The sequence below is a fragment of the Amycolatopsis oliviviridis genome, from assembly GCF_014654365.1.
Taxonomy (GTDB): Bacteria; Actinomycetota; Actinomycetes; order Mycobacteriales; family Pseudonocardiaceae; genus Amycolatopsis; species Amycolatopsis oliviviridis.
Map to the genome: position 1 here is coordinate 100,645 of NZ_BNAY01000009.1, position 24,024 is coordinate 124,668.

19 protein-coding genes and 1 riboswitch are annotated in these 24,024 nt (G+C 70.0%); of the genes, 15 read left to right on the forward strand and 4 right to left on the reverse strand.

Translation table 11 applies throughout. The annotated features are described in order from the left end of the window. Window positions 1–49: 49 nt before the first annotated feature. Window positions 50–2,887, forward strand: coding sequence for a helix-turn-helix transcriptional regulator (locus tag IE302_RS32680; RefSeq protein WP_191258309.1), 2,838 nt, complete (start codon window positions 50–52; stop codon window positions 2,885–2,887). Window positions 2,888–2,968: 81 nt separating this feature from the next. On the opposite strand, the gene IE302_RS32685 is transcribed toward IE302_RS32680, so the two are convergent. Further along, a complete protein-coding gene (locus tag IE302_RS32685; RefSeq protein ID WP_191258310.1) occupies window positions 2,969–3,493 on the reverse strand; it encodes a YflT domain-containing protein in 525 nt (174 codons plus the stop codon). A 228-nt stretch (window positions 3,494–3,721) separates the two neighbouring features. On the opposite strand from IE302_RS32685, the gene IE302_RS32690 reads away from it, so the two are divergent. The 13 genes from IE302_RS32690 to IE302_RS32750 all read left to right on the forward strand — a co-directional run bounded on the left by IE302_RS32690 (window position 3,722) and on the right by IE302_RS32750 (window position 19,785). After that, window positions 3,722–5,086, forward strand: coding sequence for a glutamine synthetase family protein (locus IE302_RS32690; protein WP_191258311.1), 1,365 nt, complete (start codon window positions 3,722–3,724; stop codon window positions 5,084–5,086). Further along, window positions 5,067–5,795, forward strand: a complete 729-nt coding sequence (locus IE302_RS32695; RefSeq protein ID WP_191258312.1) for a gamma-glutamyl-gamma-aminobutyrate hydrolase family protein — start codon at window positions 5,067–5,069, stop codon at window positions 5,793–5,795. The genes IE302_RS32690 and IE302_RS32695 overlap by 20 nt, the downstream gene beginning before the upstream one ends. Beyond that, a complete protein-coding gene (locus tag IE302_RS32700; RefSeq protein ID WP_191258313.1) occupies window positions 5,792–7,156 on the forward strand; it encodes an aldehyde dehydrogenase family protein in 1,365 nt (454 codons plus the stop codon). The genes IE302_RS32695 and IE302_RS32700 overlap by 4 nt, the downstream gene beginning before the upstream one ends. Before the next feature lie 2 nt (window positions 7,157–7,158). Next, a complete protein-coding gene (locus tag IE302_RS32705) occupies window positions 7,159–7,926 on the forward strand; it encodes a 3-oxoacyl-ACP reductase (protein ID WP_191258314.1) in 768 nt (255 codons plus the stop codon). Between the two features lie 209 nt (window positions 7,927–8,135). After that, window positions 8,136–8,510 (forward strand): four-helix bundle copper-binding protein, encoded by a 375-nt coding sequence (locus tag IE302_RS32710; protein WP_191258315.1) that lies wholly within the window; start codon window positions 8,136–8,138, stop codon window positions 8,508–8,510. 207 nt (window positions 8,511–8,717) lie between these two features. Then, window positions 8,718–8,811: riboswitch (glycine riboswitch) on the forward strand. A 144-nt stretch (window positions 8,812–8,955) separates the two neighbouring features. Next, entirely contained in the window at window positions 8,956–11,787 is a 2,832-nt protein-coding gene (gcvP, locus tag IE302_RS32715) for an aminomethyl-transferring glycine dehydrogenase (protein ID WP_191258316.1), read from the forward strand. 8 nt (window positions 11,788–11,795) lie between these two features. Beyond that, entirely contained in the window at window positions 11,796–12,887 is a 1,092-nt protein-coding gene (gene gcvT / locus IE302_RS32720) for a glycine cleavage system aminomethyltransferase GcvT (RefSeq protein WP_191258317.1), read from the forward strand. Window positions 12,888–12,904: 17 nt separating this feature from the next. After that, window positions 12,905–13,282: a glycine cleavage system protein GcvH gene (gene gcvH / locus IE302_RS32725; RefSeq protein ID WP_016336369.1), complete on the forward strand. Its 378-nt coding sequence runs from the start codon at window positions 12,905–12,907 to the stop codon at window positions 13,280–13,282. Between the two features lie 3 nt (window positions 13,283–13,285). Continuing rightward, entirely contained in the window at window positions 13,286–14,554 is a 1,269-nt protein-coding gene (gene glyA, locus IE302_RS32730; protein WP_191258318.1) for a serine hydroxymethyltransferase, read from the forward strand. After that, window positions 14,551–15,552 (forward strand): lipoyl synthase, encoded by a 1,002-nt coding sequence (gene lipA / locus IE302_RS32735; protein WP_191258319.1) that lies wholly within the window; start codon window positions 14,551–14,553, stop codon window positions 15,550–15,552. The genes glyA and lipA overlap by 4 nt, the downstream gene beginning before the upstream one ends. 16 nt (window positions 15,553–15,568) lie before the next feature. Next, on the forward strand, window positions 15,569–16,942 hold the full coding sequence (locus IE302_RS32740; protein WP_191258320.1) for an L-serine ammonia-lyase: 1,374 nt from the start codon (window positions 15,569–15,571) through the stop codon (window positions 16,940–16,942). Between the two features lie 80 nt (window positions 16,943–17,022). Then, window positions 17,023–17,745 (forward strand): FadR/GntR family transcriptional regulator, encoded by a 723-nt coding sequence (locus IE302_RS32745; RefSeq protein ID WP_191258321.1) that lies wholly within the window; start codon window positions 17,023–17,025, stop codon window positions 17,743–17,745. Window positions 17,746–17,889: 144 nt separating this feature from the next. Then, entirely contained in the window at window positions 17,890–19,785 is a 1,896-nt protein-coding gene (locus IE302_RS32750; protein ID WP_191258322.1) for a transglycosylase domain-containing protein, read from the forward strand. Between the two features lies 1 nt (window position 19,786). On the opposite strand, the gene IE302_RS32755 is transcribed toward IE302_RS32750, so the two are convergent. The 3 genes from IE302_RS32755 to IE302_RS32765 all read right to left on the reverse strand — a co-directional run bounded on the left by IE302_RS32755 (window position 19,787) and on the right by IE302_RS32765 (window position 22,519). After that, complete coding sequence (locus IE302_RS32755; protein ID WP_229908073.1) at window positions 19,787–20,959, reverse strand: serine hydrolase domain-containing protein; 1,173 nt, start codon at window positions 20,957–20,959, stop codon at window positions 19,787–19,789. Further along, entirely contained in the window at window positions 20,959–21,615 is a 657-nt protein-coding gene (locus tag IE302_RS32760; RefSeq protein ID WP_191258323.1) for an O-methyltransferase, read from the reverse strand. The genes IE302_RS32755 and IE302_RS32760 overlap by 1 nt, the downstream gene beginning before the upstream one ends. Before the next feature lie 76 nt (window positions 21,616–21,691). Next, window positions 21,692–22,519: an ABC transporter ATP-binding protein gene (locus IE302_RS32765; protein ID WP_191258324.1), complete on the reverse strand. Its 828-nt coding sequence runs from the start codon at window positions 22,517–22,519 to the stop codon at window positions 21,692–21,694. Between the two features lie 141 nt (window positions 22,520–22,660). Here IE302_RS32765 and IE302_RS32770 point away from each other — a divergent pair, with 141 nt between their 5' ends. Then, window positions 22,661–23,989 (forward strand): aminotransferase-like domain-containing protein, encoded by a 1,329-nt coding sequence (locus IE302_RS32770; protein ID WP_191258325.1) that lies wholly within the window; start codon window positions 22,661–22,663, stop codon window positions 23,987–23,989. Window positions 23,990–24,024 lie beyond the last annotated feature (35 nt).

Consider the following 24,024-nt stretch of genomic DNA (forward strand, 5'->3'; position numbering starts at 1 on the left):
GACCTGGTGGAGCACGTTCGGGTCGCGTCGCGGCCGCTATCCTTTCCGGATGCGTCACCGCGACGAGCCGACTCTCGAGCGCGAGCGCGAACTCGGGAGAATCGAAGCGGCACTCGACTCCGCCACGGCGGGCGAGGGCCGGGTGGTGGTCATCGAAGGCCGGGCGGGGATCGGCAAGACCCGGCTGCTCCAGGAAACCCACGCGCTGGCGAAAGGCCGTGGTTTCGACAGGTTGCGGGCGTGCGGCGACACGCTCGAAGGGGCGATGGCCTGGGGTGTGGTCCGCCAGCTTGTCGAGCATTCGATTTCCCGCCACAGCGGGGAAAACCGCGGGAAGATCCTCGCGGGACCGTCCGGCGCCGCGCTCCGGGCGCTCGACGCCGCGGCCGCCGATCCGAGCGAAGCCGAACTGGCGAGGACGCTGCACGCGTTGTGGTGGGTCGCGGTCGATCTCTCGTCGGTCCGGCCGTTGCTGATCGCGGTCGACGACGCGCACTGGGCGGACCCGTCGTCGCTGCGGTTCCTCGTCTATCTCTCGCGCCGGATCGCCGATCTGCCGATCGCGCTCGTCGTGGCGACCCGGCCGCCCGCGGAGAACGCCGGACCGCTGGTCCTTTCGAGCTTCTCCCGGCAGGTGGAACGCGTGCTGCCCAAGGCTCTCTCGCCCGAAGCGCTCGCCGAACTCGTGGCCGCCCGCGGGGTGGTCCCGGACTGGGCGGTGGTCACCTCGCTGCACGCGGCCAGCGGCGGAAATCCTTTTCTGGTCAGGGTTCTCGTCGACGAACTCGACGCGCTCGGGCTTCCTCTCGGCGCCGTCGCGACCGCGGGCGAGGTCGGGAAACTGGGCCCCAGCACCGTTTTCCGGACGATGCTGGGCAGACTGCCCGACGATGCCGTCGCGCTCGCCGGCGCGGTCGCGATCCTCGGCCCCGGCGGTGATCCGTGGCAGGCAGGCGCGCTGGCGAAGCTGGACGCCGCCGGGCTTTCGGCCGCTGTCGAGGCACTGATCTCGGCGACTGTGTTCACCGCCGGCGGCGACCATCTCGTCTTCGTCCATCCCGTCGTCCGGGAAGCGGTCCTCGCCGAGCTGGGCCCGATCGCCCGTGCGGCACTCCACGCCGACGCCGCGAAAGCGTTGTGCGCGGCGAGGGCCCCGGCCGACCGGGTCGCCGTCCACCTCGTGCGGGCACCGCGAGGCACGCTGCCGGATTCGGCCGGGATCCTGCGCGAGGCCGCGGCGACGCTGCTTTCGGCGGGTGACGCGGGGACGGCCGCCGCGCATCTGCGCCGGGCCGTCGACGAGAGCCCGGACGACGCCGCGCTGCGAGCCGAGCTCGGCAACGCGCTGCTCCGCACGGGCGAGGCCGCGGAAGCGCGGCGGCATCTCCTGGTGGCGGCGGACGGTGTTCCCGACGCCGAACTCGTCGCGGCCGCCGCGTCGGCCACGACCGTCGTCGACGGACCCGAAGCCGCCGTCGCCGAACTCCGCGAGGCGATCGCCGCCCGGCCCGGCGGCCCGCGCGATCCCGGCCGGATGCATCTGGAAGCACGGCTCGCGGTGATCCGCTCGTTCCTGCCGCACCATCGGCGGACGGCGTCGGATCACCTGAGCGCGTACGCGAGCTTGAGCGGCGGCACCCCCGACGAGCGGACCCTGCTGGGCCTGCTCGCGCAGATGGGGCGTTACGAGGTCCGGCCCGCGGACGAGGTCGCCGAGACCGCCTGCCGCGCGCTGGCCAACGGCGCCTACTTCGAGGACGCCACCGGGAGCATCGACACCATGGTCGGCTGGGTGGTCGCGATGCTCGCGCTGATCTCCGCCGACGGGATCGACGAGGCAGGATGGGAGATCGAACGCGCGCGGCAGCGGGTGCGGGAGCACGGTTCGCCGGTCGAGTTCGCGATGGTCGCCAACGCGGCGCTGTTCCTCGACTGGCGGCTCGGCAACCTGACCCTCATGGAGGCCGAAGCCGAGGGCGCGCTCGCCGCCATCGGCGCCGAGGAGCCGTCGCCTCAGGTGATCGCGCTGCGGGCGACGGCGACGCATTTCCTCGCCTACGCCGCGATGGAACGGGGCGACCTCGAAGCCGCCGCCGAGGTGCTGGCGCGGTTCGACGGCGACCACGCCGACGGGCCGCGGATGATGCCGACGATGTGGCTGCACGAACCCCGCGCGCTGATCGCGCTCGCCGTCGGGAATCCCGTGCTCGCCAGGACGCAGGCGTTCCTGCAGCGCGACGAGATGCGCGCGGTGGGCGTCGACCCGCCGACGATCCCATGGCGGGTGCCTGCCGTGCGCGCCGCGCTGCTGCTCGGCGAGTCCGACCACGCCCTGGAACTGGCCGAGGAGCAGGTGATCATCGCGCGGAAATGGGGGACCACGACGGAGATCGGCGCCGCGCTGCGGCTGCTCGCGCACGCCGACGGCGACCGGCGGCTGAATCTGCTGGCCGAGTCGGTCGGGATACTGGAACGCTCCCCGGCCCGGCTGCATCTCGCCCGTTCGCTGATCGACCTCGGCGAGGCGCTGCGGGCGGCCCGGCGGGGCACCGACGCGCGGGCCCTGCTCAACCGCGGGATCGAACTGGCCGCCGAATGCGGCTCGGCCGTGCTGCGCACCCGCGCGGTCAAAGCACTCGAAGCCTTGGGGGACCGGCCGCGGCGCACGGTCCTCGCCGATCCGTCCTCGCTGACCGCGAGCGAACGGCGGGTCGCGGACCTGGCGGCGTCCGGCCGCGCGAACCGCGAGATCGCCCGGGAACTGTTCGTCACCCCGAAGGCGGTCGAGAACCACCTGCGGCGGATCTACACGAAACTCGGCATCGCGGGACGGCGCGGGCTGGCGCGGGCCGAATTCCGGATGCGGGAACGGCGGCGGAGGACGTAGCGGATGTCATGAAAGGGGCGTTCAGGACGGAAAACGTCCTGAACGCCCCTTTCATGACACATCGGTCTCAGCGGGACCGCGTCAGTGGGTGAACGCGCTCCTGGCGGCCAGGTCGGCCAGCAGGGCGCGGCCCTTCTCGGCGTTGCGCGGCTGGGCCAGGACGTCGTAGCGCCGGGCGACCAGCTGGCTCTGCGAGATGAACCCTCGCTTGTTCTTCGACGACGCGTATCCCAGCGCGCCGAACAGCAGGTTGAACCCGATACCGCCGACGAGGCCGACGATGATCGGCACCAGTCCGGCGCCCGGGTTCAGCAGGCTCAGCACGAGGCCGAGGAACACACCGAACATCGCGCCCGACAGCGCCGAGCTGGTGAGCACCTTGCTCCAGCCCATGCGCCCGGCGATCCGCTCGACGAGGATCGGTTCGACACCGACGATGGTGACGTCGGTGATCGGGAAGTCCGTTCCCGCGAGGTGGTCGACGGCACGCTGCGCTTCGGAGTACGACTCGTAGGAGCCGATCGGCCACCCGCTGGGCAGCGTCGGGAGCTGAGCCCGCCCCTGGGGCTCGGAAAACGTGGTCTGCTGCGTGAATGCCTGTGTCATTCCTTCTCACCTCTCTTGATCCGTACAACGTCCCGGATGCGCGGATCTCCTCCCGGTGCGGCGGGATTCACAGCATCTTCTCAGCCGGGCATCACAGACAATCCGCCCAGGGACCGGCTACGGTGCAAAATGGGTAACGAATCAGACCATTGGCCGAGTTGACCGGGTCGGGTCGACCCGGTAGGAAGAACCCGCAAAGGTACCGCTTCGAACCTTTAGGTGAGGCTGATGGCGAACAGGCGCGGGATGCTCACGCTGGATCGGCTCCGGGAACTGGTCGAGGACGGCACCGTCGACACGGTGCTGGTGGCGATCACCGACATGCAGGGCAGGCTGCAGGGCAAACGCTGCGCCGCCGAATACTTCCTCAACGAGGTCGTCGAGCACGCCACTGAAGCGTGCAACTACCTGCTCGCCGTCGACGTCGACATGAACACCGTGGACGGCTACGCGATGTCGTCCTGGGAGACCGGCTACGGCGACTTCGTCATGCGCCCGGACTTCGGCACACTGCGCCTGCTCCCGTGGCAGGAGGGCACCGCGCTCGTCCTCGCCGACCTCGAACGGGTGCAGGGCGGCCCGGTCGCCCCGTCGCCCCGCCAGATCCTGCGCGGACAGCTCGACAGGCTGGCCGCGCACGGTCTCGCCGCCTACGTCGGCACCGAGCTGGAGTTCATCGTCTTCGACGACACCTTCGAGTCGGCCTGGGACAAGCGGTACCAGGACCTGCGCCCGGCCAACCAGTACAACGTCGACTACTCGATGCTCGGTACCTCGCGGATCGAGCCACTGCTGCGCCGGATCCGCAACGACATGGGTGGCGCGGGGCTGTACGTCGAGTCGGCCAAAGGCGAGTGCAACCCCGGTCAGCACGAGATCGCGTTCCGCTACGCCGACGCGCTGACCACCTGCGACAACCACAGCGTCTACAAGACCGGGTCCAAGGAGATCGCCGCGCAGGAGGGCAAGAGCCTCACGTTCATGGCGAAGTACAACGAACGCGAGGGCAACTCCTGCCACATCCACATCAGCCTGCGCTCGGCGGCGGGCGAACCCGTTCTTGCCGGTGACGGTCCCGGCGGGTTCTCTCCGCTGATGGAACACTTCCTCGCCGGTCAGCTAGCCGGACTGCGCGAGCTGACCTACTTCTTCGCGCCGAACATCAACTCCTACAAGCGTTTCGTCCCGGGCAGCTTCGCGCCGACGGCCGTCGCCTGGGGCACCGACAACCGCACGTGCGCGTTGCGCGTCGTCGGCCACGGGGACTCGCTCCGCACGGAGAACCGGGTTCCCGGCGGCGACGTGAACCCGTATCTCGCGGTGTCCGCGCTGATCGCGGCCGGGTTGCACGGCATCGAGAACGAACTGAAGCCGGAGCCGGAGTTCCACGGCAACGCCTACGGATCCGACAAGCCGACCGTGCCGACGACCCTGCGGGAGTCCGCGGCGCTGCTGGACCGGAGCGAACTCGCCAGGACCGCGTTCGGGGACGAGGTCGTCGACCACTACCTGAACGCGGCCAAGGTCGAACTCACCGCGTACGACGCCGCCGTCACCGACTGGGAGAGGATCCGTGGCTTCGAACGGCTCTGAGTCCCTGGAAAGCGCGCCCCTCATCGGGCTGACGTCCTACCTGGAGCCCGCGAAGTTCCTGGTGTGGGAGACCGAAGCGGCACTGCTCCACCGTGTGTACGTCGACGGGGTCGTCGCGGCGGGCGGTGTGCCGGTCCTGTTGCCGCCGGTGAGCGGCGCGCACGATCGGCTGGTGTCCGCCGTGGACGGTCTCGTACTGGTCGGCGGCGCCGATATCGACCCGGCGCGCTACGGCCAGGAGCAGCACGCGACGACGTACACGAGGCCGAATCGGGACGAGTTCGAGTTCGGGCTGCTGCGGTCCGCTTTGGACGGTGGCAAACCGGTGCTCGGCGTGTGCCGCGGGCTGCAGGTGCTCAGCGTCGCGCTGGGCGGGACGCTCGCCCAGCACCTGCCGGAGACCCTGGACACCACGGATCACCAGCCCGCGCCCGCGACCTTCGGCGCCACTACGGTGACCCTCGCCGAGGGCAGCCGGGTCGCCTCGATCCTCGGCACCGAGACCAAGGTGCCGTGTTACCACCACCAGGCGATCGACAGGCTCGGCGACGGACTGGTCGCGACAGGCTGGGCCGCCGACGGGACCATCGAGGCGGCCGAACTGCCCGGCGACGGCTTCGTGCTCGGCGTCCAATGGCATCCCGAACAGAATCCCGACGACATCAGGCTTTTCGAAGCGCTGGTAGCAGCTGCGAAGGAGCGAGAATGACCACGTTCGAGGTGATCAACCCCGCCACCGAGGAGGTGGTGAGGTCGGTCGAACTGACCTCGGCCGAGGAGACCGACGCGGCGATCGCCCGCGCGCACGCGGCGTTCCCCGCCTGGCGCGCGGTGGCCCCCGGCGACCGGGCGCGGCTGCTGCGCCGGTTCGCCGACGCCGTCGACGCCGACATCGAGAACCTCGCCCAGCTGGAGGTCGTCAACGCCGGCCACACGATCGGCAACGCGCGCTGGGAGGCGGGCAACGTCCGCGACGTGCTGACGTACTACTCGGCGTCACCCGAACGGCTGGCCGGCAAGCAGATCCCGGTGCCCGGCGGCGTGAACATGACGTTCCACGAGCCGCTCGGCGTGGTCGGGGTGATCGTGCCGTGGAACTTCCCGATGCCCATCGCGGGCTGGGGGTTCGCGCCCGCGCTCGCCGCCGGGAACACCGTCGTGCTCAAACCCGCCGAACTCACCCCGCTCACCGCGATCCGCCTCGGCGAGCTCGCCCGCGAGGCCGGGATCCCCGAAGACGTCTTCCAGGTGCTTCCCGGCAAGGGTTCCGTGGTGGGCCAGCGGTTCGTGGACCACCCGGCGGTGCGGAAGGTGGTCTTCACCGGCTCCACCGAGGTCGGCAAGCGGATCATGGCGGGCTGCGCCGCGCAGGTGAAGCGGGTGACCCTGGAACTCGGCGGCAAGAACGCGAACATCGTCTTCGCCGACGCCGACCTGGAGAAGGCTGCGGCCACCGCGCCCTACGGCGTGTTCGACAACGCCGGGCAGGACTGCTGCGCCCGGTCGCTGATCCTGGTCCAGTCGAGCGTCCACGAGAAGTTCATGGAGCTGCTGGAACCCGCGGTGAACGGCGTCGTCGTCGGGGATCCGCGGCTGGAGGTCACCGAGATGGGGCCGCTGATCTCGGCCGGTCACCACGCGAAGGTATCGTCCTATGTGGACGATTCCGCGCCGGTCGCCTTCCGGGGCAGCGCGCCCACCGGCCCCGGCTACTGGTTCGCGCCGACCGTCGTCACCCCGCCGGACCTGCGGCATCCGCTGGCCTCGGACGAGATCTTCGGCCCGGTCGTCGCGGTGGTGCCGTTCGACGGCGAGGCGGACGCGATCACCATGGCCAACCAGACCGAGTACGGCCTGTCCGGCTCGATCTGGACCCGCGACGTCGGCCGCGCCTTCCGCGTCGCACGTGGCGTCGAAGCCGGGAACCTCTCGGTCAACTCGCACTCGTCCGTCCGGTACTGGACACCGTTCGGCGGGTTCAAGCAGTCGGGACTGGGCCGGGAGCTCGGCCCGGACGCCGTCGACGCCTTCACCGAGACCAAAAACGTCTTTATCAGCACGGAGGAATAGGAATGGTTCAGCGTTTCGAGGGCCGCGTCGCGGTCATCACCGGCGGGAGCAGCGGCATCGGTCTCGCCACCGCGCGGCGGCTGGCGAGCGAAGGCGCGAAGGTCGTCATCGGCGACATCTCCGCCGAAGCGGGCAAAGCCGCGGCCGACGAGGTCGGCGGCCTGTTCGTCCAGGCCGACGTCACCGACGCCGACCAGGTCGAGGCCCTGTTCCAGACCACTGTGGACACCTTCGGCTCGGTCGACGTCGCGTTCAACAACGCCGGTATCTCCCCGCCCGAGGACGACTCGATCCTCACCACCGGCATCGACGCGTGGGAGAAGGTGCAGAAGGTCAACCTGACGTCGGTGTACCTGTGCTGCAAGGCGGTGCTGCCGCATATGCAACGGCAAGGCAAGGGCTCGATCATCAACACGGCGTCGTTCGTCGCGGTGATGGGCGCGGCGACGTCGCAGATCTCCTACACCGCGTCCAAGGGCGGGGTGCTGGCGATGAGCCGGGAGCTGGGCGTGCAGTTCGCGCGGGAGAACATCCGGGTCAACGCGCTGTGCCCGGGTCCGGTGAACACGCCGCTGCTGAAGGAGCTGTTCGCGAAGGACCCCGAGCGGGCCGCGCGGCGGCTGGTGCACGTGCCGGTCGGGCGGTTCGCGGAGCCGGAGGAGATCGCGGGCGCGGTCGCCTTCCTGGCGAGCGACGACGCCTCGTTCATCACCGCTTCGCAGTTCCTGGTGGACGGCGGCATCTCGGGCGCCTACGTCACCCCGCTCTGACCTCGCCGCCCTCTCCGCATTTAGTCCTCTGAATGCGGAGCTCCTGGGTCGCACCCCCTCCGCATTTAGTCCTCTGAATGCGGCGGGGGCGGCCCGGGTGGGGCGTCACTCGTCCCGGTGGCCGGGATGGCGGGCCGCTGACCTGCGCTGTAGGTCTGAGACGCGGAGCCGGACGGTTCCGCGATCCGAGAAGCGCGGGAGGCCCGAGAATGACCCGGCAGATGAGCACCGCCATGCGCGACTGCGTCGACCTGTGCAACGAGTGTCACGTCAGGTGCGAGGAGATGATGACGCGCTGCATGGAGGTCGGCGGCGCCAAGCTCGGGATGATGATGGTGACCTGCGCGGACATGTCCCGCATGTGCGCCGACATGATGATGCGCTGTTCGGCCATGATCGCCGACCTCGAAATGATGCGCATGTGCGCGAAGATGTGCGGCCTGGCCTCCCAGATGATGCGCATGTGCGCCCAGGAGTGCGCCAAGACCGGAGACCCCGAACTCGCCGAAGCCGCCGAGATGATGACGCGCTGTGCCGAACTCTGCGGCACCATCACCGCCGAGATGATGATGGAGAACGCGTAACTCGCGTGATCAGGCCCGTGACTCGCGTGCTTGGAGGCGTAACTCACGAGCTACGGCTCCCGTCACGCGAGTTCCGCCCCTGATCACGCGAGTCACGGCGGCGACCACGCGTGTCCGGGCGAACGGGACAAGTGACGTGCCCGGCCAGAAGTAGACGGGCGCTGAACACGCCAGGTACGGTGTGCGCACAACTGCAGATCGGGCCGTCGAGCTGGAGCGGGAGAGCCCCCATGAACGTGGTGGGGCACCGAAGGAGCAAACTCCCCGGAATCTCTCAGGTACCCACTACCGCTTCCGCGAGGCCACTCTGGAAAGCAGGCGCGCAAGTGCGCCTCACCCAAGGTGAAAGCCGTCCTGTCCACGGGCGGTGAAACTCTCAGGTGCCATGACAGAGGGGGAGTTCCCGGCGCACCGGTCTATCCGGCGCCTGACCCAAGGAGCTCCCTTGACCAGTACGTCCTTCGACGACCGGCACATCGGCCCCTCGGAGTCCGAGCAGGCCAAGATGCTCGCCGAGGTCGGCTACGGCAGTCTCGATGCCCTGGTGCAGGCCGCGGTGCCGTCCGCGATCCGTGTGACGCGTGACCTCGAACTCCCGCCCGCCGCGTCCGAAGAGGACGCCATCGCCGAGCTCCGCGCGCTCGCCGCGCTCAACAAGCCGATGACGCAGATGATCGGCCTCGGCTTCCACGACACGGTCACCCCGGCGGTCATCCGCCGCAACGTGCTGGAGAACCCGGCCTGGTACACGGCGTACACGCCGTACCAGCCGGAGATCTCGCAGGGCCGTCTCGAAGCCCTCCTCAACTTCCAGACCATGGTCTCCGAGCTGGCCGGTCTCGCCACCGCGAACGCCTCCCTGCTCGACGAGTCCACCGCCGTCGCCGAGGCCGTCATGCTGATGCGCCGCGCGTCGAAGGCGAAGTCGAACAAGGTCGTCCTCGACGCCGAGTGCCTGCCGCAGACCATCGCCGTCGTGCGCACCCGCGCCGAGGCCATGGGCGTCGAGGTCGAGGTCCGTGACCTGCTCACGGGGCTCCCGGAGGAGTTCTTCGGCGTCGTCGTCCAGTACCCGGGCGCTTCCGGCGTGCTGCGCGGCGCGGGCTTCTACTCCGCCATCTCCGAGACCGCGAAGGCCGCCGGCGCGCTGTACACCGTCGCCGCCGACCTGCTCGCCCTCACGCTGATCACCGCGCCGGGTGAGTTCGGCGCCGACATCGCCGCCGGGTCGACCCAGCGCTTCGGCGTCCCGCTCGGCTACGGCGGCCCGCACGCCGGGTACATGGCCGTCCGCGCCGGGCTCGAGCGCTCGCTGCCGGGCCGCTTGGTCGGCGTCTCGGTCGATGCCGACGGCAACCCCGCGTACCGCCTCGCCCTGCAGACCCGCGAGCAGCACATCCGCCGCGAGAAGGCGACCTCCAACATCTGCACCGCGCAGGTCCTGCCCGCCGTGCTCGCCGCGATGTACGCGGTCTACCACGGTCCGGACGGCCTCAAGCGGATCGCGACCCGCGTCCACGAGCTCGCCACCGGGCTGGCCGGGGCGCTGCGCGCGGGCGGCGTCGAGGTCGTGCACGAGGGCTTCTTCGACACCGTCCTCGCCCGGATGCCCGGCCAGGCCGAAGCGGTCGTCGCGGTCGCGCGCGAGAACGGGATCAACCTCGGCCCCGTCGACGCCGACCACGTCCGCATCGCCGTCGACGAGGTCACCACGCCCGCGATCATCGCCAAGGTCCTCAACGCTTTCGGCGTCGAAAACCAGGCCGAAGGCGCCCCGGCGCTGCCCACCGGCCTCGGCCGCGAGAGCGACTACCTCACCCACGAGGTCTTCCACTCGCACCGCTCCGAGACCGCGATGCTGCGCTACCTGCGCAGCCTCTCCGACCTGGACTACGCGCTCGACCGCGGCATGATCCCGCTCGGCTCCTGCACGATGAAGCTCAACGCCACCACCGAGATGGAGCCGATCAGCTGGCGCGAGTTCGCGGGTATCCACCCGTTCGCCCCCGCCGAGCAGGCCGAGGGCTACCACACCCTGGTCGAGCAGCTGTCCGGCTGGCTGGCCGAGGTCACCGGCTACGACAAGGTGTCGCTGCAGCCGAACGCGGGCAGCCAGGGCGAGCTCGCCGGTCTGCTCGCGATCCGCGCGTACCACCACGCCAACGGCCAGGCCGAGCGTGAGGTCTGCCTGATCCCGTCGTCCGCGCACGGCACGAACGCCGCCTCCGCGGTGATGGCCGGGATGCGCGTCGTCGTGGTCAAGTGCACCGCCGAGGGCAACGTCGACCTCGAAGACCTGCGCGCCAAGGTCGACGCCAACCGCGACACGCTGTCCGCGATCATGGTGACCTACCCGTCCACGCACGGTGTGTACGAGAACGGCATCGACGAGCTGGCCAAGATCGTCCACGACGCGGGCGGCCAGGTCTACGTCGACGGCGCGAACCTCAACGCGCTGCTGGGGCTCGCCAAGCCGGGTGAGTTCGGGGGCGACGTCTCGCACCTGAACCTGCACAAGACCTTCTGCATCCCGCACGGTGGCGGCGGCCCCGGCGTCGGCCCGGTCGCGGTCCGCGCGCACCTCGCGCCGTACCTGCCGAACCACCCGCTCCTGGAGAAGGCAGGCCCCGAAACCGGTGTCGGCCCGATCAGCGCCGCCCCGTACGGCTCGGCGTCGATCCTGCCGATCTCCTGGGCCTACGTCCGCATGATGGGCGCCGGCGGGCTCACCGCCGCGACGCAGGTCGCGGTGCTCGCCGCGAACTACGTCGCCAAGCGCCTCAACCAGCACTACCCGGTGCTCTACACCGGCCGGGACGGCCTGGTCGCGCACGAGTGCATCCTCGACCTGCGCGGGCTCACCAAGGAGACCGGCGTCAGCGTCGACGACGTCGCGAAGCGCCTGATCGACTACGGTTTCCACGCCCCGACCATGTCGTTCCCGGTCGCGGGCACGCTGATGGTCGAGCCGACCGAATCCGAGGACCTCGGCGAGATCGACCGCTTCATCGAGGCGATGATCGCCATCCGCGCCGAGATCGACGCCGTCGCGCAGGGCCGCTGGGCCGCGGACAACAGCCCGCTGCGCAACGCCCCGCACACCGCGGAGACCCTGGTCGGCGACTGGGACCTGCCCTACGACCGCGAACTGGCGGTGTACCCCGCCGGGGTGAACCGCAAGGCCAAGTACTGGCCTCCGGTGCGTCGCATCGACGGCGCCCGCGGGGACCGTAACCTCGTCTGCTCCTGCCCGCCGCTCAACGCCTACGAGAACTGAGGCACTTGATGTCGAAAGAGACGTCCCTGCACGGAGTCCACAAAGGACTGGGTGCGCTGTTCACCGACTTCGCGGGCTGGTCGATGCCGATCCGCTACAGCAGCGAGCTGGCGGAGCACAAGGCGGTCCGCGAGACCGCGGGCCTGTTCGACCTGTCCCACATGGCCGAGATCGAGGTGACCGGCCCGCAGGCCGCCGACACCCTCGACTTCGCGCTGGTCGGCAACCTGTCCGGGGTCAAACCGGGCCGGGCGCGCTACACGATGATCTGCGACGAGAACGGCGGTGTGCTGGACGACCTGGTCGTCTACCGCCTCGCCGACGAGAAGTTCCTGGTCGTGGCCAACGCTGGTAACGCCGCCGTGGTCGCGGAGGCGCTGGCCGAGCGGGTCTCGGGCTTCGACGCGGTCGTCGACAACAAGTCCGAGGACGTCGCGCTGATCGCCGTCCAGGGCCCGAAGGCCGTCGAGATCCTCGGCGCCGTCACCGACGCCGACCTGGGCGCGCTCAAGTACTACGCGAGCGTCCCGGCCGTCGTGAAGGGTCACGACGTCCTGCTCGCCCGCACCGGCTACACCGGCGAGGACGGTTTCGAGCTGTACGTCCCGGCCGGTGAGGCTCCCGCCGTCTGGCGCATCCTCACCGAGGCCGGCGAGCCGCACGGCCTGCTCCCGGCCGGTCTCGCCTGCCGCGACACGCTGCGTCTCGAAGCCGGGATGCCGTTGTACGGCAACGAACTCAGCCTCCAGCTGAGCCCGTTCGAAGCCGGTCTCGGCCGCGTGGTCAAGTTCGAGAAACCGAACGACTTCGTCGGCAAGGCCGCGCTGGAGGAGCTGTCCAAGAAGGATGTTCCCCGGGTCCGCGTCGGGCTCAAGGGCTCCGGCCGCCGCGCCCCGCGCCACGGCTACACCGTCCTGTCCGGCGAGACCGAGATCGGCGAGGTCACCAGCGGTGCCCTCTCGCCGACCCTGGGCTACCCGATCGCCATGGCCTACGTGGACCGGGAGCACTCCGAGCCCGGCACCCAGCTTTCCGTCGACATCCGGGGCCGTATCGAGCCCGTCGAGGTCGTCGCCCTGCCCTTCTACTCCCGCGCCTGAAAGGCCCTTGAACGACCATGAGCATCCCCCAAGACCTGAAGTACACGAAGGAACACGAGTGGCTGAACGTCGCCGACGGCGTCGCCACCGTGGGCATCACCGCCTTCGCCGCCGAGTCGCTCGGTGACATCGTGTTCGTCCAGCTCCCCTCGGTCGGCGACACCGTCACCGCGGGCGAGGTGTTCGGCGAGGTCGAGTCGACCAAGTCGGTCAGCGAGCTGTACGCACCCGTGGACGGTGAGGTCGTCGAGGTGAACGAGGCCACAACGGACACCCCCGAGCTCATCAACTCGGACCCGTACGCCGAAGGATGGCTCCTGAAGGTGCGTCTGTCCGGCGACGTGCCCGCCCTGCTCGACGCCCAGGCGTACGCCGTTCTGACCCAGGAGAACTGACCTATGTTCAACGCCGCCCTGTCCGACGTGGACCCCGAGGTCGCCACCGCCGTCGCGGCCGAACTCGACCGGCAGCAGTCGACCCTGGAGATGATCGCCTCGGAGAACTTCGCCCCGGTGGGCGTGCTCGAGGCGCAGGGTTCGGTGCTGACCAACAAGTACGCCGAGGGCTACCCCGGCCGCCGCTACTACGGCGGTTGCGAGCACGTCGACGTCATCGAGCAGCTGGCGATCGACCGCGCGAAGGCCCTGTTCGGCGCCGAGCACGCCAACGTCCAGCCGCATTCGGGCGCGCAGGCCAACGCCGCCGCCATGGTCGCGGTGCTCAACCCCGGCGACACCATCCTCGGTCTCGACCTCGCCCACGGCGGTCACCTGACCCACGGGATGAAGATCAACTTCTCCGGCAAGCTCTACAACGTCGTCGCCTACCACGTCGACAAAGAGACCGGGATCGTCGACGTCGAGGAGATCGAGCGCCTCGCCAAGGAGCACAAGCCGAAGCTGATCATCGCCGGCTGGTCGGCGTACCCGCGTCAGCTCGACTTCGCCGAGTTCCGCCGCATCGCCGACGAGGTCGGCGCGAAGGTCATGGTCGACATGGCGCACTTCGCCGGTCTCGTCGCCGCCGGGCTCCACCCGAGCCCGGTGCCGTACGCGGACATCGTCACCACGACCACGCACAAGACCCTCGGCGGCCCGCGCGGCGGCATCATCCTGTCCCGCCAGGAACTCGCCAAGAAGATCAACTCGGCGGTGTTCCCCGGCCAGCAGGGCGGACCGCTGGAGCACGTCATCGCCGCCAAGGCCGTCGCGCTCAAGATCGCCGCGAGCGAGGAGTTCCGCGAGCGTCAGCAGCGTGTGCTCGAAGGCGCGAAGATCCTGGCCGACCGCCTTTCGCGCACGGACTGCGCCGAGGCGGGCGTCCGCGTGCTGACCGGCGGCACCGACGTGCACCTGGTGCTCGTCGACCTGGTCAACTCCACTTTGGACGGTCAGCAGGCCGAGGACCGGCTGCACTCGGTCGGCATCACCGTCAACCGCAACGCCGTCCCGTTCGACCCGCGGCCGCCGATGGTCACCTCCGGCCTGCGGATCGGCACCCCGGCGCTGGCGACCCGCGGCTTCGGCGCCGAGGATTTCGCCGAGGTCGCCGACATCATCGCCGAGGCGCTGCGCCCGGACTTCGACGAGGCCCTGCGCCAGTCGCTGTCCGCCCGGGTCGAACTGCTGGCCAAGAAGCACCCGCTGTACGCGGACCTTAACCGATGAGCGCGCTCCCCGAGGGGCGCAAACTTCTCCGGCTGGAGGTCCGCAACGCGCAGACCCCGATCGAGAAGAAGCCGCCGTGGATCAAGACCCGCGCGCGGATGGGGCCGGAGTTCACCGAGCTCAAGGGCCTGGTCAAGCGGGAAGGCCTCCACACCGTGTGTGAGGAGGCCGGTTGTCCCAACATCTACGAGTGCTGGGAAGACCGTGAGGCCACGTTCCTGATCGGTGGGGACCAGTGCACGCGTCGTTGTGACTTCTGTCAGATCGACACGGGCAAGCCCGAGGCGCTGGACACGACCGAGCCGCGCAAGGTGGCGGAGTCGGTGCAGGCCATGGGTTTGCGCTACTCGACGGTGACCGGTGTCGCGCGGGACGATCTGGAAGACGGTGGCGCGTGGTTGTACGCGGAGACCGTGCGGCAGATCCACGCGCTGAACCCGGGTACCGGTGTCGAGCTGCTGATCCCGGACTTCAACGCGGATCCGGATCAGCTGGCCGAAGTCTTCGGTTCGCGGCCGGAGGTCTTGGCGCACAACGTGGAGACGGTGCCGCGGATCTTCAAGCGGATCCGGCCGGGTTTCCGGTACGCGCGGTCGCTGGAGGTCATCACGAAGGCTCGTGAGGCCGGTCTGGTGACGAAGTCGAACTTGATCCTGGGCATGGGTGAGACGCCGGAGGAGGTGGCTCCGGCGATGAAGGATCTGGTCGACGCGGGCTGCGAGATCCTCACGATCACCCAGTACCTGCGGCCCTCGCCCCGGCATCACCCGGTGGACCGCTGGGTCAAGCCGGAGGAGTTCGTCGAGCATTCGAAGGCAGCCGAAGCGATGGGCTTCGCTGGTGTGATGGCCGGGCCGCTCGTACGCTCGTCGTATAGGGCAGGGCGCCTGTTCGCGCAGACGAAGGCCCACCGCGGCGAAGCGCTGTCGGAGAACCTGGCCCATCTCGCCGCCGAAGGCCCCGCGGCCCAAGAAGCCAGCTCCTTGCTGGCCAGATAGGAAGGAGGGCAGATCAATGGCGATCAGCGTCTTCGACCTGTTTTCGATCGGCATCGGCCCCTCCAGCTCCCACACGGTGGGCCCGATGCGCGCCGCACTGACCTTTGTGGACGGTCTGGCCGCCGACGGTGACCTCGCCGCCACGGCGCGTGTCCAGAGCGAGCTTTTCGGTTCGCTGGGCGCGACCGGGTTCGGGCACGGCAGCGACAAGGCCGTGCTGCTCGGGCTGTCCGGGGAGCGTCCGGAGGAGATCGACACCGACACCGTGCCCGGCAAGATCGCCGAGATCCGGGAGTCGTGTCTGTTGAAGGTGCGGGGTGAACACGAGATCGTGTTCACCGAGGACACCGACCTGACGATGCACCGGCGGAAGTCGTTGCCGGCGCACCCGAACGGGATGATCTTCCGTGCGTTCGACGCCGACGGGAAGGTGCTGCGAGAGCGCACCTACTACTCCGTCGGCGGCGGCTTCGTGCGCGACGAGTCCTACGAGACGGACACTGTGGTCGTCGAGGACTCGACGAAGCTGGAGTTCCCGTTCCGCACCGGCGCGGATCTGCTGAAGCACTGCGAGGACACCGGGCTCTCGATCAGCGAAGTCATGCTGCGCAACGAACTCGCGTGGCGCACACGCGAGGAGATCCGCGAAGGGCTGCTGGAGATCTGGCAGGTCATGGCGGAATGCGTGCGCAACGGCTGCGAGCACGAAGGCGTCCTGCCGGGCGGCCTGAAGGTGCCGCGTCGCGCCAAGGCGTTGCACGAGAAGCTGCTCGCCGAGGACGGCGTCGGCGATCCGTTGTACGCCATGGACTGGGTGAGCCTGTACGCGCTGGCGGTCAACGAGGAGAACGCCGCGGGCGGCCGCGTCGTCACCGCGCCGACCAACGGCGCGGCGGGGATCATCCCGGCGGTGCTGCACTACTACCAGCGGTTCATCCGGGGCGCGTCGGACGACGGCATCGTGACGTTCATGCTCACCGCGGGCGCGATCGGCTCGATCCTGAAGCAGACGGGGTCGATCTCGGGCGCCGAGGTCGGCTGTCAGGGCGAGGTCGGCTCGGCCAGCGCGATGGCCGCCGCCGGGCTCACCGAGGTCCTCGGCGGCTCGCCCGCGCAGGTGGAGAACGCCGCCGAGATCGGTGTCGAGCACCACCTGGGGCTGACCTGCGACCCGGTCGGCGGGCTGGTGCAGATCCCGTGCATCGAACGCAACGCCGTCGGCGCGTCGAAGGCCATCCACGCCGCGCGGATGGCGATGCGCGGCGACGGTTCGCACGTCGTGACGCTGGACAAGGCGATCAAGACGATGCGCGAGACGGGCGCCGACATGAGCGTGAAGTACAAGGAGACCGCGCGCGGCGGCCTCGCCGTCAACGTCATCGAGTGCTGACGCCCCGCATTTAGTCCTCTGGATGCGGGTGCGTGCGTGTGCATCCAGAGGACGAAACGCGGGCGGCCTAAACTCGAAGGGTGGAGTCGAGCACGGTCGCGAACGCGGGTGACGCGCTGTTCCGCCCGGTGCGCGCGGGCAACGCCTTCGAGGAGACCGTCGAGAGGCTGCTCCAGGCGATCCGGCTGGGTGTCGTGGGCGCGGGCGAACGGCTGCCTTCCGAACGCGAGCTGGCCGAGCGGCTCGGGGTCAGCCGGGTGACGCTGCGCGAGGCGATCCGCGCGCTGGCCGACGCGGGGTACGTCGAGTCGCGGCGCGGACGGTACGGCGGCACGTTCGTCAACGACGTCCTGCCCGACCCGCCCGCCGCCGACGGCCGGAACGTCGACAGCGCCACCCTGGAGGACGCTCTCGGCCTGCGGCACGTTCTGGAGACCGGTGCGGCCGAGATGGCGGCGTCGCGGTCCCTCAGCCCGGCGGACCGGCAGCACCTGACCAGCACGCTCGCCGAGGCCGCCGCGGCGGATCTCGGCGACTACCGGCGCAAGGATTCGCGGCTGCACCTGGCGATCGCCGAGGTCACCGCGTCCGGCTCGCTCACCACGGCGATGGCCGACGCGCGGATGCGGGTCAACCAGCTGCTCGACATGATCCCGCTGCTGGAGCCGAACCTGGAGCACTCCAACGCCCAGCACGAGGCCATCGTCGACGCGATCCTCGCGGGCGACCCCGAGGCGGCCCGCCGGGCGATGACCGAGCACGTCGAAGGCACCGCTTCGCTGCTTCGCGCCTTCCTCGCCTGATCCCTTCGTCTCGCGTTTCGTCCTCTGGATGCGGTAGTTGGCGTCGCGAACTACCGCATCCAGAGGACGAAACGCGATGGGCGCCAGGACACGATTCGGTGATTTTCCCACAACCTTTTCACCCGTCCGGGCGTCTAAGCCGGTGTGGAGAACCCGGATGACGCGACCGCACCCGAGTCAGAGCCCACGGCCATCCCCGCGCCGAAGCCGAAGAAGCGCAGGTGGCGCCGCATCGTCGCCTGGTCGCTCGGCCTCCTGATCGGCCTCCCGGTGGTCGCGTTCGGGCTGGCGTACGTCCTGCTCGACGTCCGCAGCCCGCAGGAGGTGCTCGCCGATCTCGACAAGACCGTCATCCTGCAGAACGCGGACGGTTCCGAACTGCTCAAGGTGATCCCGCCCGGCGGCGACCGGCAGTTCGTGCCCTACGACGCCGTCCCCGCGAAGCTGCGCGACGCGATCATCGCGACCGAGGACCCGACCTTCTGGGACAACGAGGGCTTCGACCCCACCGGCGCCCTTCGCGCGCTGGTGACCGGCGTCGGCGGCGGTTCGGGGATCACCCAGCAGTACATCAAGAAATCCACCGGCGACGACGACGCCACCCTCCTCCGCAAGTTCAACGAACTGGTGCTGGCCACGAAGATCACCCAGCAGCAGACCAAGAAGGAGATCTTCGAGAGTTACGTCAACATCATCTCGTTCGGCCGCGGCACCTACGGCCCGGCGTCGGCGATGAACGCCTACTTCGGCCGCAAGCTCGACGATTCGATGACCTGGAGCGAGGCCGCCTTCCTCGCCGGGATGATCCAGTCGCCGTCGGTGCACGACCCCTTCGCCTCCTCGCACGAGCACGCGAGGAAACGCTGGTCGTACGTGATGAACAAGCTGGTCACGCGGGGCTACGTCAATCAGGCCGAGGCGGTCACGATGGCCTATCCGGGGGACGCGATCCAGGCACCGTCGGAGACCCGCGCCGGTCGCGTCACCTACGAGCAGTACCACGTCAAGCAGCAGGTCCTCGCCGAGCTGGAGCAGGTCGGCTACCCGCTGGACCGCCTCCGCGGCGGCGCGATGAAGGTCGAGACGACCATCGATCCGCGCGCGCAGGCCGAAGCCGAGAAGGTGGTCAAGGAGCGGTTGCGGGGGCAGCCGGAGCATTTCCGCGCCTCGCTGGTCGCCGTCGAACCCGGGACCGGCGCGATCCGCGCCTACAACGGCGGTGGCTGGAGTGTGCACGACTACGCCGGTACCCCGTACGGCACCGGCTCGGTCTTCACCCCGTTCATCCTCGCCGCGGGCCTCGAACGCGGCGTGAAGGTGGACGAGCCGGTGAAGCCGCCGGGCAAGGTCGATTTCCTCGGCGAGACCTTCGAGTTCCCGGACCAGTGCGGAGAGGCGGGCAAATGCACGCTGCGCGAGGCGATGGGACGCGACGCCCAGGGCCCGTTCGTCGATCTGGCGAAGAAGCTCGGCGCGGAAGCCGTCCGGAACGGCGCCCGCGCGGCGGGGATCCCCGAGACCGTCGACGGCGCGGTGACCCTGCGCGAGAAGGACGGGTTCCTGATCGGCCCGGGGATCGCGGTCGGCCGGTATCCCTTGCGGCCCAGTGACGTGGCCGGCGCGTACGCGACCTTCGCCGCCGAGGGCATGCGCGCCACCCCGCATCTGGTGTCGAAGATCCGGGACGAGAACGGCGAGGTCGTCTGGGAACGTCCGCAGGACAAGGCACCGGCGTTCAAGGGCGACGAAGCGCTGAGCCGCCGGATCGCCGGCACGATCAGCCAGGTGCTGGCGAGCGGCCAGAAGGATCGCCTGGCGGCGTTGAAGACCGGTGCCTTCCAGTACAACGAAACCGACGACAACGCCGGTGCCTGGGCGGTCGGGTACACGCCGCGGCTGTCGACGGCGGTCTGGGTCGGCTCGGACGAACCGCGCCGGATGCGGGACGCTGCGGGACAGAAGCTGACCGGCGGGACGATCCCCGCCGATCTCTGGCAGCGCTTCATGACCGGCGTCCATCAAGGACCGCCGCCGCGCTGACTCAGGTGAGCGCGGTCTGCGCGGTCGTCCAGAAGTCCTCGCGGGCTCGCCACGGCACCGGCCAGTCGGTGCGCTGGGTGAGCAGGATCCCGGTCAGGCCGGTGGCCGGATCCGCCGCCCAGGACGTGCCGAGCCCGCCGTCCCAGCCGTAGCGGCCCCGGTTGGCGAGCCCGTCGTCCCGGTTGACCACGGCGACACCGAAACCCCAGCCGAGACCGTGATCCAAGAGCGGCGCGCCGCTCGACGCCTGCTCCGCGGTGAGGTGATCGGCCGTGAGCAGCGCGACCGACCTCGGGGACAGCAGCCCACCGCCGCCGTCCAGCAGCATCCGGCTGAACGCGAGGTAGTCGTCCGCCGTCGAGACGAGACCCGCGCCGCCGGACGGGAACGGGACCGGCGCGCTCCACTGGCCGTCCGGCGCGTCGAAGACCTGGAGTTCGCCGGTCGCTTCGTCCACCTGATACGACGTCGTGAACCGGCTCGCTTTCCCCGCGGGGACGACGAATCCGGTGTCGGACATGCCCAGCGGCTCGAAGATCCGTTCGGCGAGGAACCGTTCGAAGGGCATTCCCGAGGCGCGGGCGATCAGCACGGCCAGCACCTCCGAACCGACCTGGTACATCCATCGCTCACCGGGCTGGTGCAGCAGCGGCAGCGTGCCGAGACGGCGCAACCACTCGTCCGGACGGTGCGGTGTGACCGGCTTCGGCGGGCCGATGACCAGGCCGAGTCCGTCGATCGCCCGCTGGATCGGCGTCGAACCGGGCGGGGCGAGGACGATGCCGAAGCCGAGCCGGAAGGTCAGCAGATCGCGCAAGGTGATCGGCCGGCCCGCCGGGACGGTGTCGTCCAGCGGGCCGTCGATCCGGCGCAAGACCCGGCGATCGGCGAGTTCGGGCAGGAGCCCGTCGACCGGGTCGTCGAGCCGGAGGCGGCATTCCTCGACGAGGATCATCGCGGCGGCCGCGGTGACCGGTTTGGTCATCGAGCTGATCCGGAAGAGACTGTCGCGCTCCATCGGCGTGCCGCCGAACGCCTTGTCCCCCAAGGCGTTCACGTGAACCTCGTCGCCGGCGGCGACCAGGGACACGAGCCCGGGGACCTCGCCGCGTTCGACGTAACCGGACAGGACTCGGTGCGCGCGCCGCAGCGCCGCCGGCGCGAACCGGGCCATCAGGACGTCACGAGCGCGATGGTCAGCCCGTCGTACCCCTTCTTGCCGACGGTCTGCAACGCCGTCGCGTCGACCCGCGGTTCGGCGGCGATCAGTTCGTGCATCCGCCGCAGTCCCACGATCTCGCCGGCGGTGCTCGACGCGTCGGCCACCGCGCCCGCGCGCACGACGTTGTCGATCACGATCACCCCGCCCGGCCTGCTCAGCCGCAGCGCCTCCCGGAAGTAGGCCGGGTTGTTGACCCTGTCCGCGTCGATGAACGTCAGGTCGACCGGGCCTTCGACGCCGGGCAGCAGGTCCAGCGCCTCGCCGATCCGGATGTCGACGAGCTCGCCGACCCCGGCGGCGTCGATGTTCTTCCGCGCGACATCGGCGTGTTTCGCGTAGTACTCGAGCGTCACGAGACGTCCCCCGGGCGGCAGCGCCCGGGCGAGCCAGATCGTGCTGTAGCCGCCGAGCGTGCCGATCTCCAGGATCGAGCGGGCGCCGATCATCCTGGCCAGCAGGTGGAGCAGCTTCCCCTGATTCGGCGCGACCGCGATGGCCGGCATGTCCGCCTCGTCCGAGGCCGTGAGAGCCCCTTCGAGAGCCGCGTCGGACGGGACGAGCACGTCGCAGAGGTATTCGTCTACTTCGGTCCACGTTTCCTGTGTCATGAAACCCTCCCCAGGCCAACCTAGCGCCGCGAGGCGCACACGCGAGCGTCCATCGGGGCGGCCGTCCGGACGAACCTCAGGCGGTGCGGCGCCCGGCCTTCGGGATGACCAGCGGCGTCCCGGTTTCGGGGCACGGCATGACCCGGCACGGCAGCTCGAAGATCTTTTCGACGTTGTCGGCGGTCACGACCTCTTCGGGCGTGCCCGTCGCGAGCACCTCTCCGCCCCGCATCGCGATCATGTGCGTCGCGTAGCGCGCGGCGTGGTTGAGGTCGTGCAGCACCGCGACCAGCGTCCGGCCCTGCTCCTGGTGCAGTTCCGCGCACAGATCCAAGATGTCCATCTGATGCGCGATGTCCAGATAGGTCGTCGGCTCGTCGAGCAGCAGCAGGTCGGTCTCCTGTGCGAGCGCCATCGCCATCCACACGCGCTGCCGCTGCCCGCCGGACAGTTCGTCGACCAGCCGCTCGGCGAGGTCGTCGACCCCGGTGGCGCGCATGGACTCCGTGACCACGGTGGCGTCCTCCCGGGACCATTGCCGCAGGAGCCGCTGGTGCGGGTACCGGCCGCGCGCGACGAGGTCGGCGACGGTTATGCCGTCGGGCGCGATCGAACTCTGCGGCAGCAGGCCGAGCCGCCGGGCGACCTCCTTCGCGGGGAAGGAGCTGATCACCTGACCGTCGAGGAACACCGAGCCCTGGCGGGGTTTGAGCATCCGCGCGAGCGCTCGCAGCAGGGTCGTCTTGCCGCAGGCGTTCGGGCCGACGATGACGGTGAACGACCGGTCGGGGATGACCACCCCGAGGTCTTCGGCCACGGTCCGGCCGTCGTAGGCCAGCGTCAGGGCGTCCGCGTGCAGGCGGGACGTCGTGCGCTGCTCGGTGAGGGTTTCCACGGTCTCCACGCAGGTTAGGCTAACCTAGGACCTCGCCGTTGTGGTGTTCCGTAGGTCGCAGCCGGCTCACATCACCCTTCGATGGCATCATCCCCAGTGCGCTTCGCGGTGCAATCCCGTGAGTGCTCTCGGTGCGATCGAAGGGGCGGCATGGAGGACTACCGGATCATCGCGGACGAGATCTCCGCCGACGTCGAGGCGGGCAGGCTTCGTCCCGGCGACAGGCTGCCCCCGCAGCGGCGGTTCGCCCGCGATCGCGGGATAGCCAACTCGACCGCCGCCAGGGTCTACACCGAACTCGTCCGGCGCGGTGTCGTGGTCGGCGAGGTCGGCCGGGGCACGTTCGTCCGAGCCGGGAAGCCGCCGCTGGAGACCGCGCTCGCCGAGCCGGGCGGCGCGACCGTCGACCTCGAACTCAACTTCGCCGTGCTCCCGGAGCAATCGGCGCTGGTCGGGAAGGCGCTGGAACCGCTCTTGCGTGACGACGTCCTGACAGCGGCGCTGCGGCCAGGAAGCGTCACCGGTTCGAAGCAGGCGCGTGACGCCGTCGCCGGACTGTTCGCGAAGGACGGCTGGACACCGGAGATCCTCTTCGCCGGGAGCGGCCGTGAGGCCATCGCCGCCGCCATCGCCGCTTTCGTGCCGATGGGGGAGCGGCTCGCCGTCGAAGCCATCACCTACCCCGTGGTCAAGGCGCTCGCCGGACGGCTCGGCGTCCAGCTGGTTCCCGTCGAGACCGACGACGCCGGTCTCGTACCCGAAGCGCTCGAAGCCGCGCACGCCGCCGCGCCCGTCCGCGCGCTGTACGTCCAGCCGACCCTGCACAATCCACTCGGGTCCACAATGGACGAAGGGCGGCGCGCCGGGCTGGCGGAAACCGTGCGCCGGATGGACATCCCGGTGATCGAGGACGGGATCTACACCTTCCTCCGGCCCGAGGTCCGCCCGTTCGCGGCGTACGCGCCGGAACGCACGGTGTTCACCGACAGCCTGTCCAAACGGCTCGCCCCGGGACTGACCACCGGCTTCCTCGCCGTCCCGGCGGACTGGACGGAGCGGCTGGCCGCGGCGGTGCGCTCGGGCGGCTGGGTCGCGCCCCGGTTCGCCCTCGAAGCCGCCACCCGCTGGATCACCGGCGGCACCCTGGACATCGTCGAACGGGCGAAACGCCTCGACGCGGCCGAGCGCCAGCGGATGACGGCGGAACGGCTCGCCGGGTTCACCCTGCGCGCCGATCCGCGGGCGTACCACTGCTGGTGGGAACTCCCCGAGCACTGGCGCGCCGAGACCTTCGTCGCCGCGGCCGCGCGACGCGGGATCGCGGTCACCCCGGCGGCCGCGTTCGCCATCGTCCCCGGGCACGCCCCGAACGCGGTGCGGCTCGCCGTCTCGTCGCCGCCGCTGGAAACGCTCGGCGCCGCTTTGGACGTCCTGGCCGGGCTCGCCTCCGGACGCCCCGAGGACGCCGGCGTCGACTGACCCCTCGCGTTTCGTCCTCTGAATGCGGTAGTTGG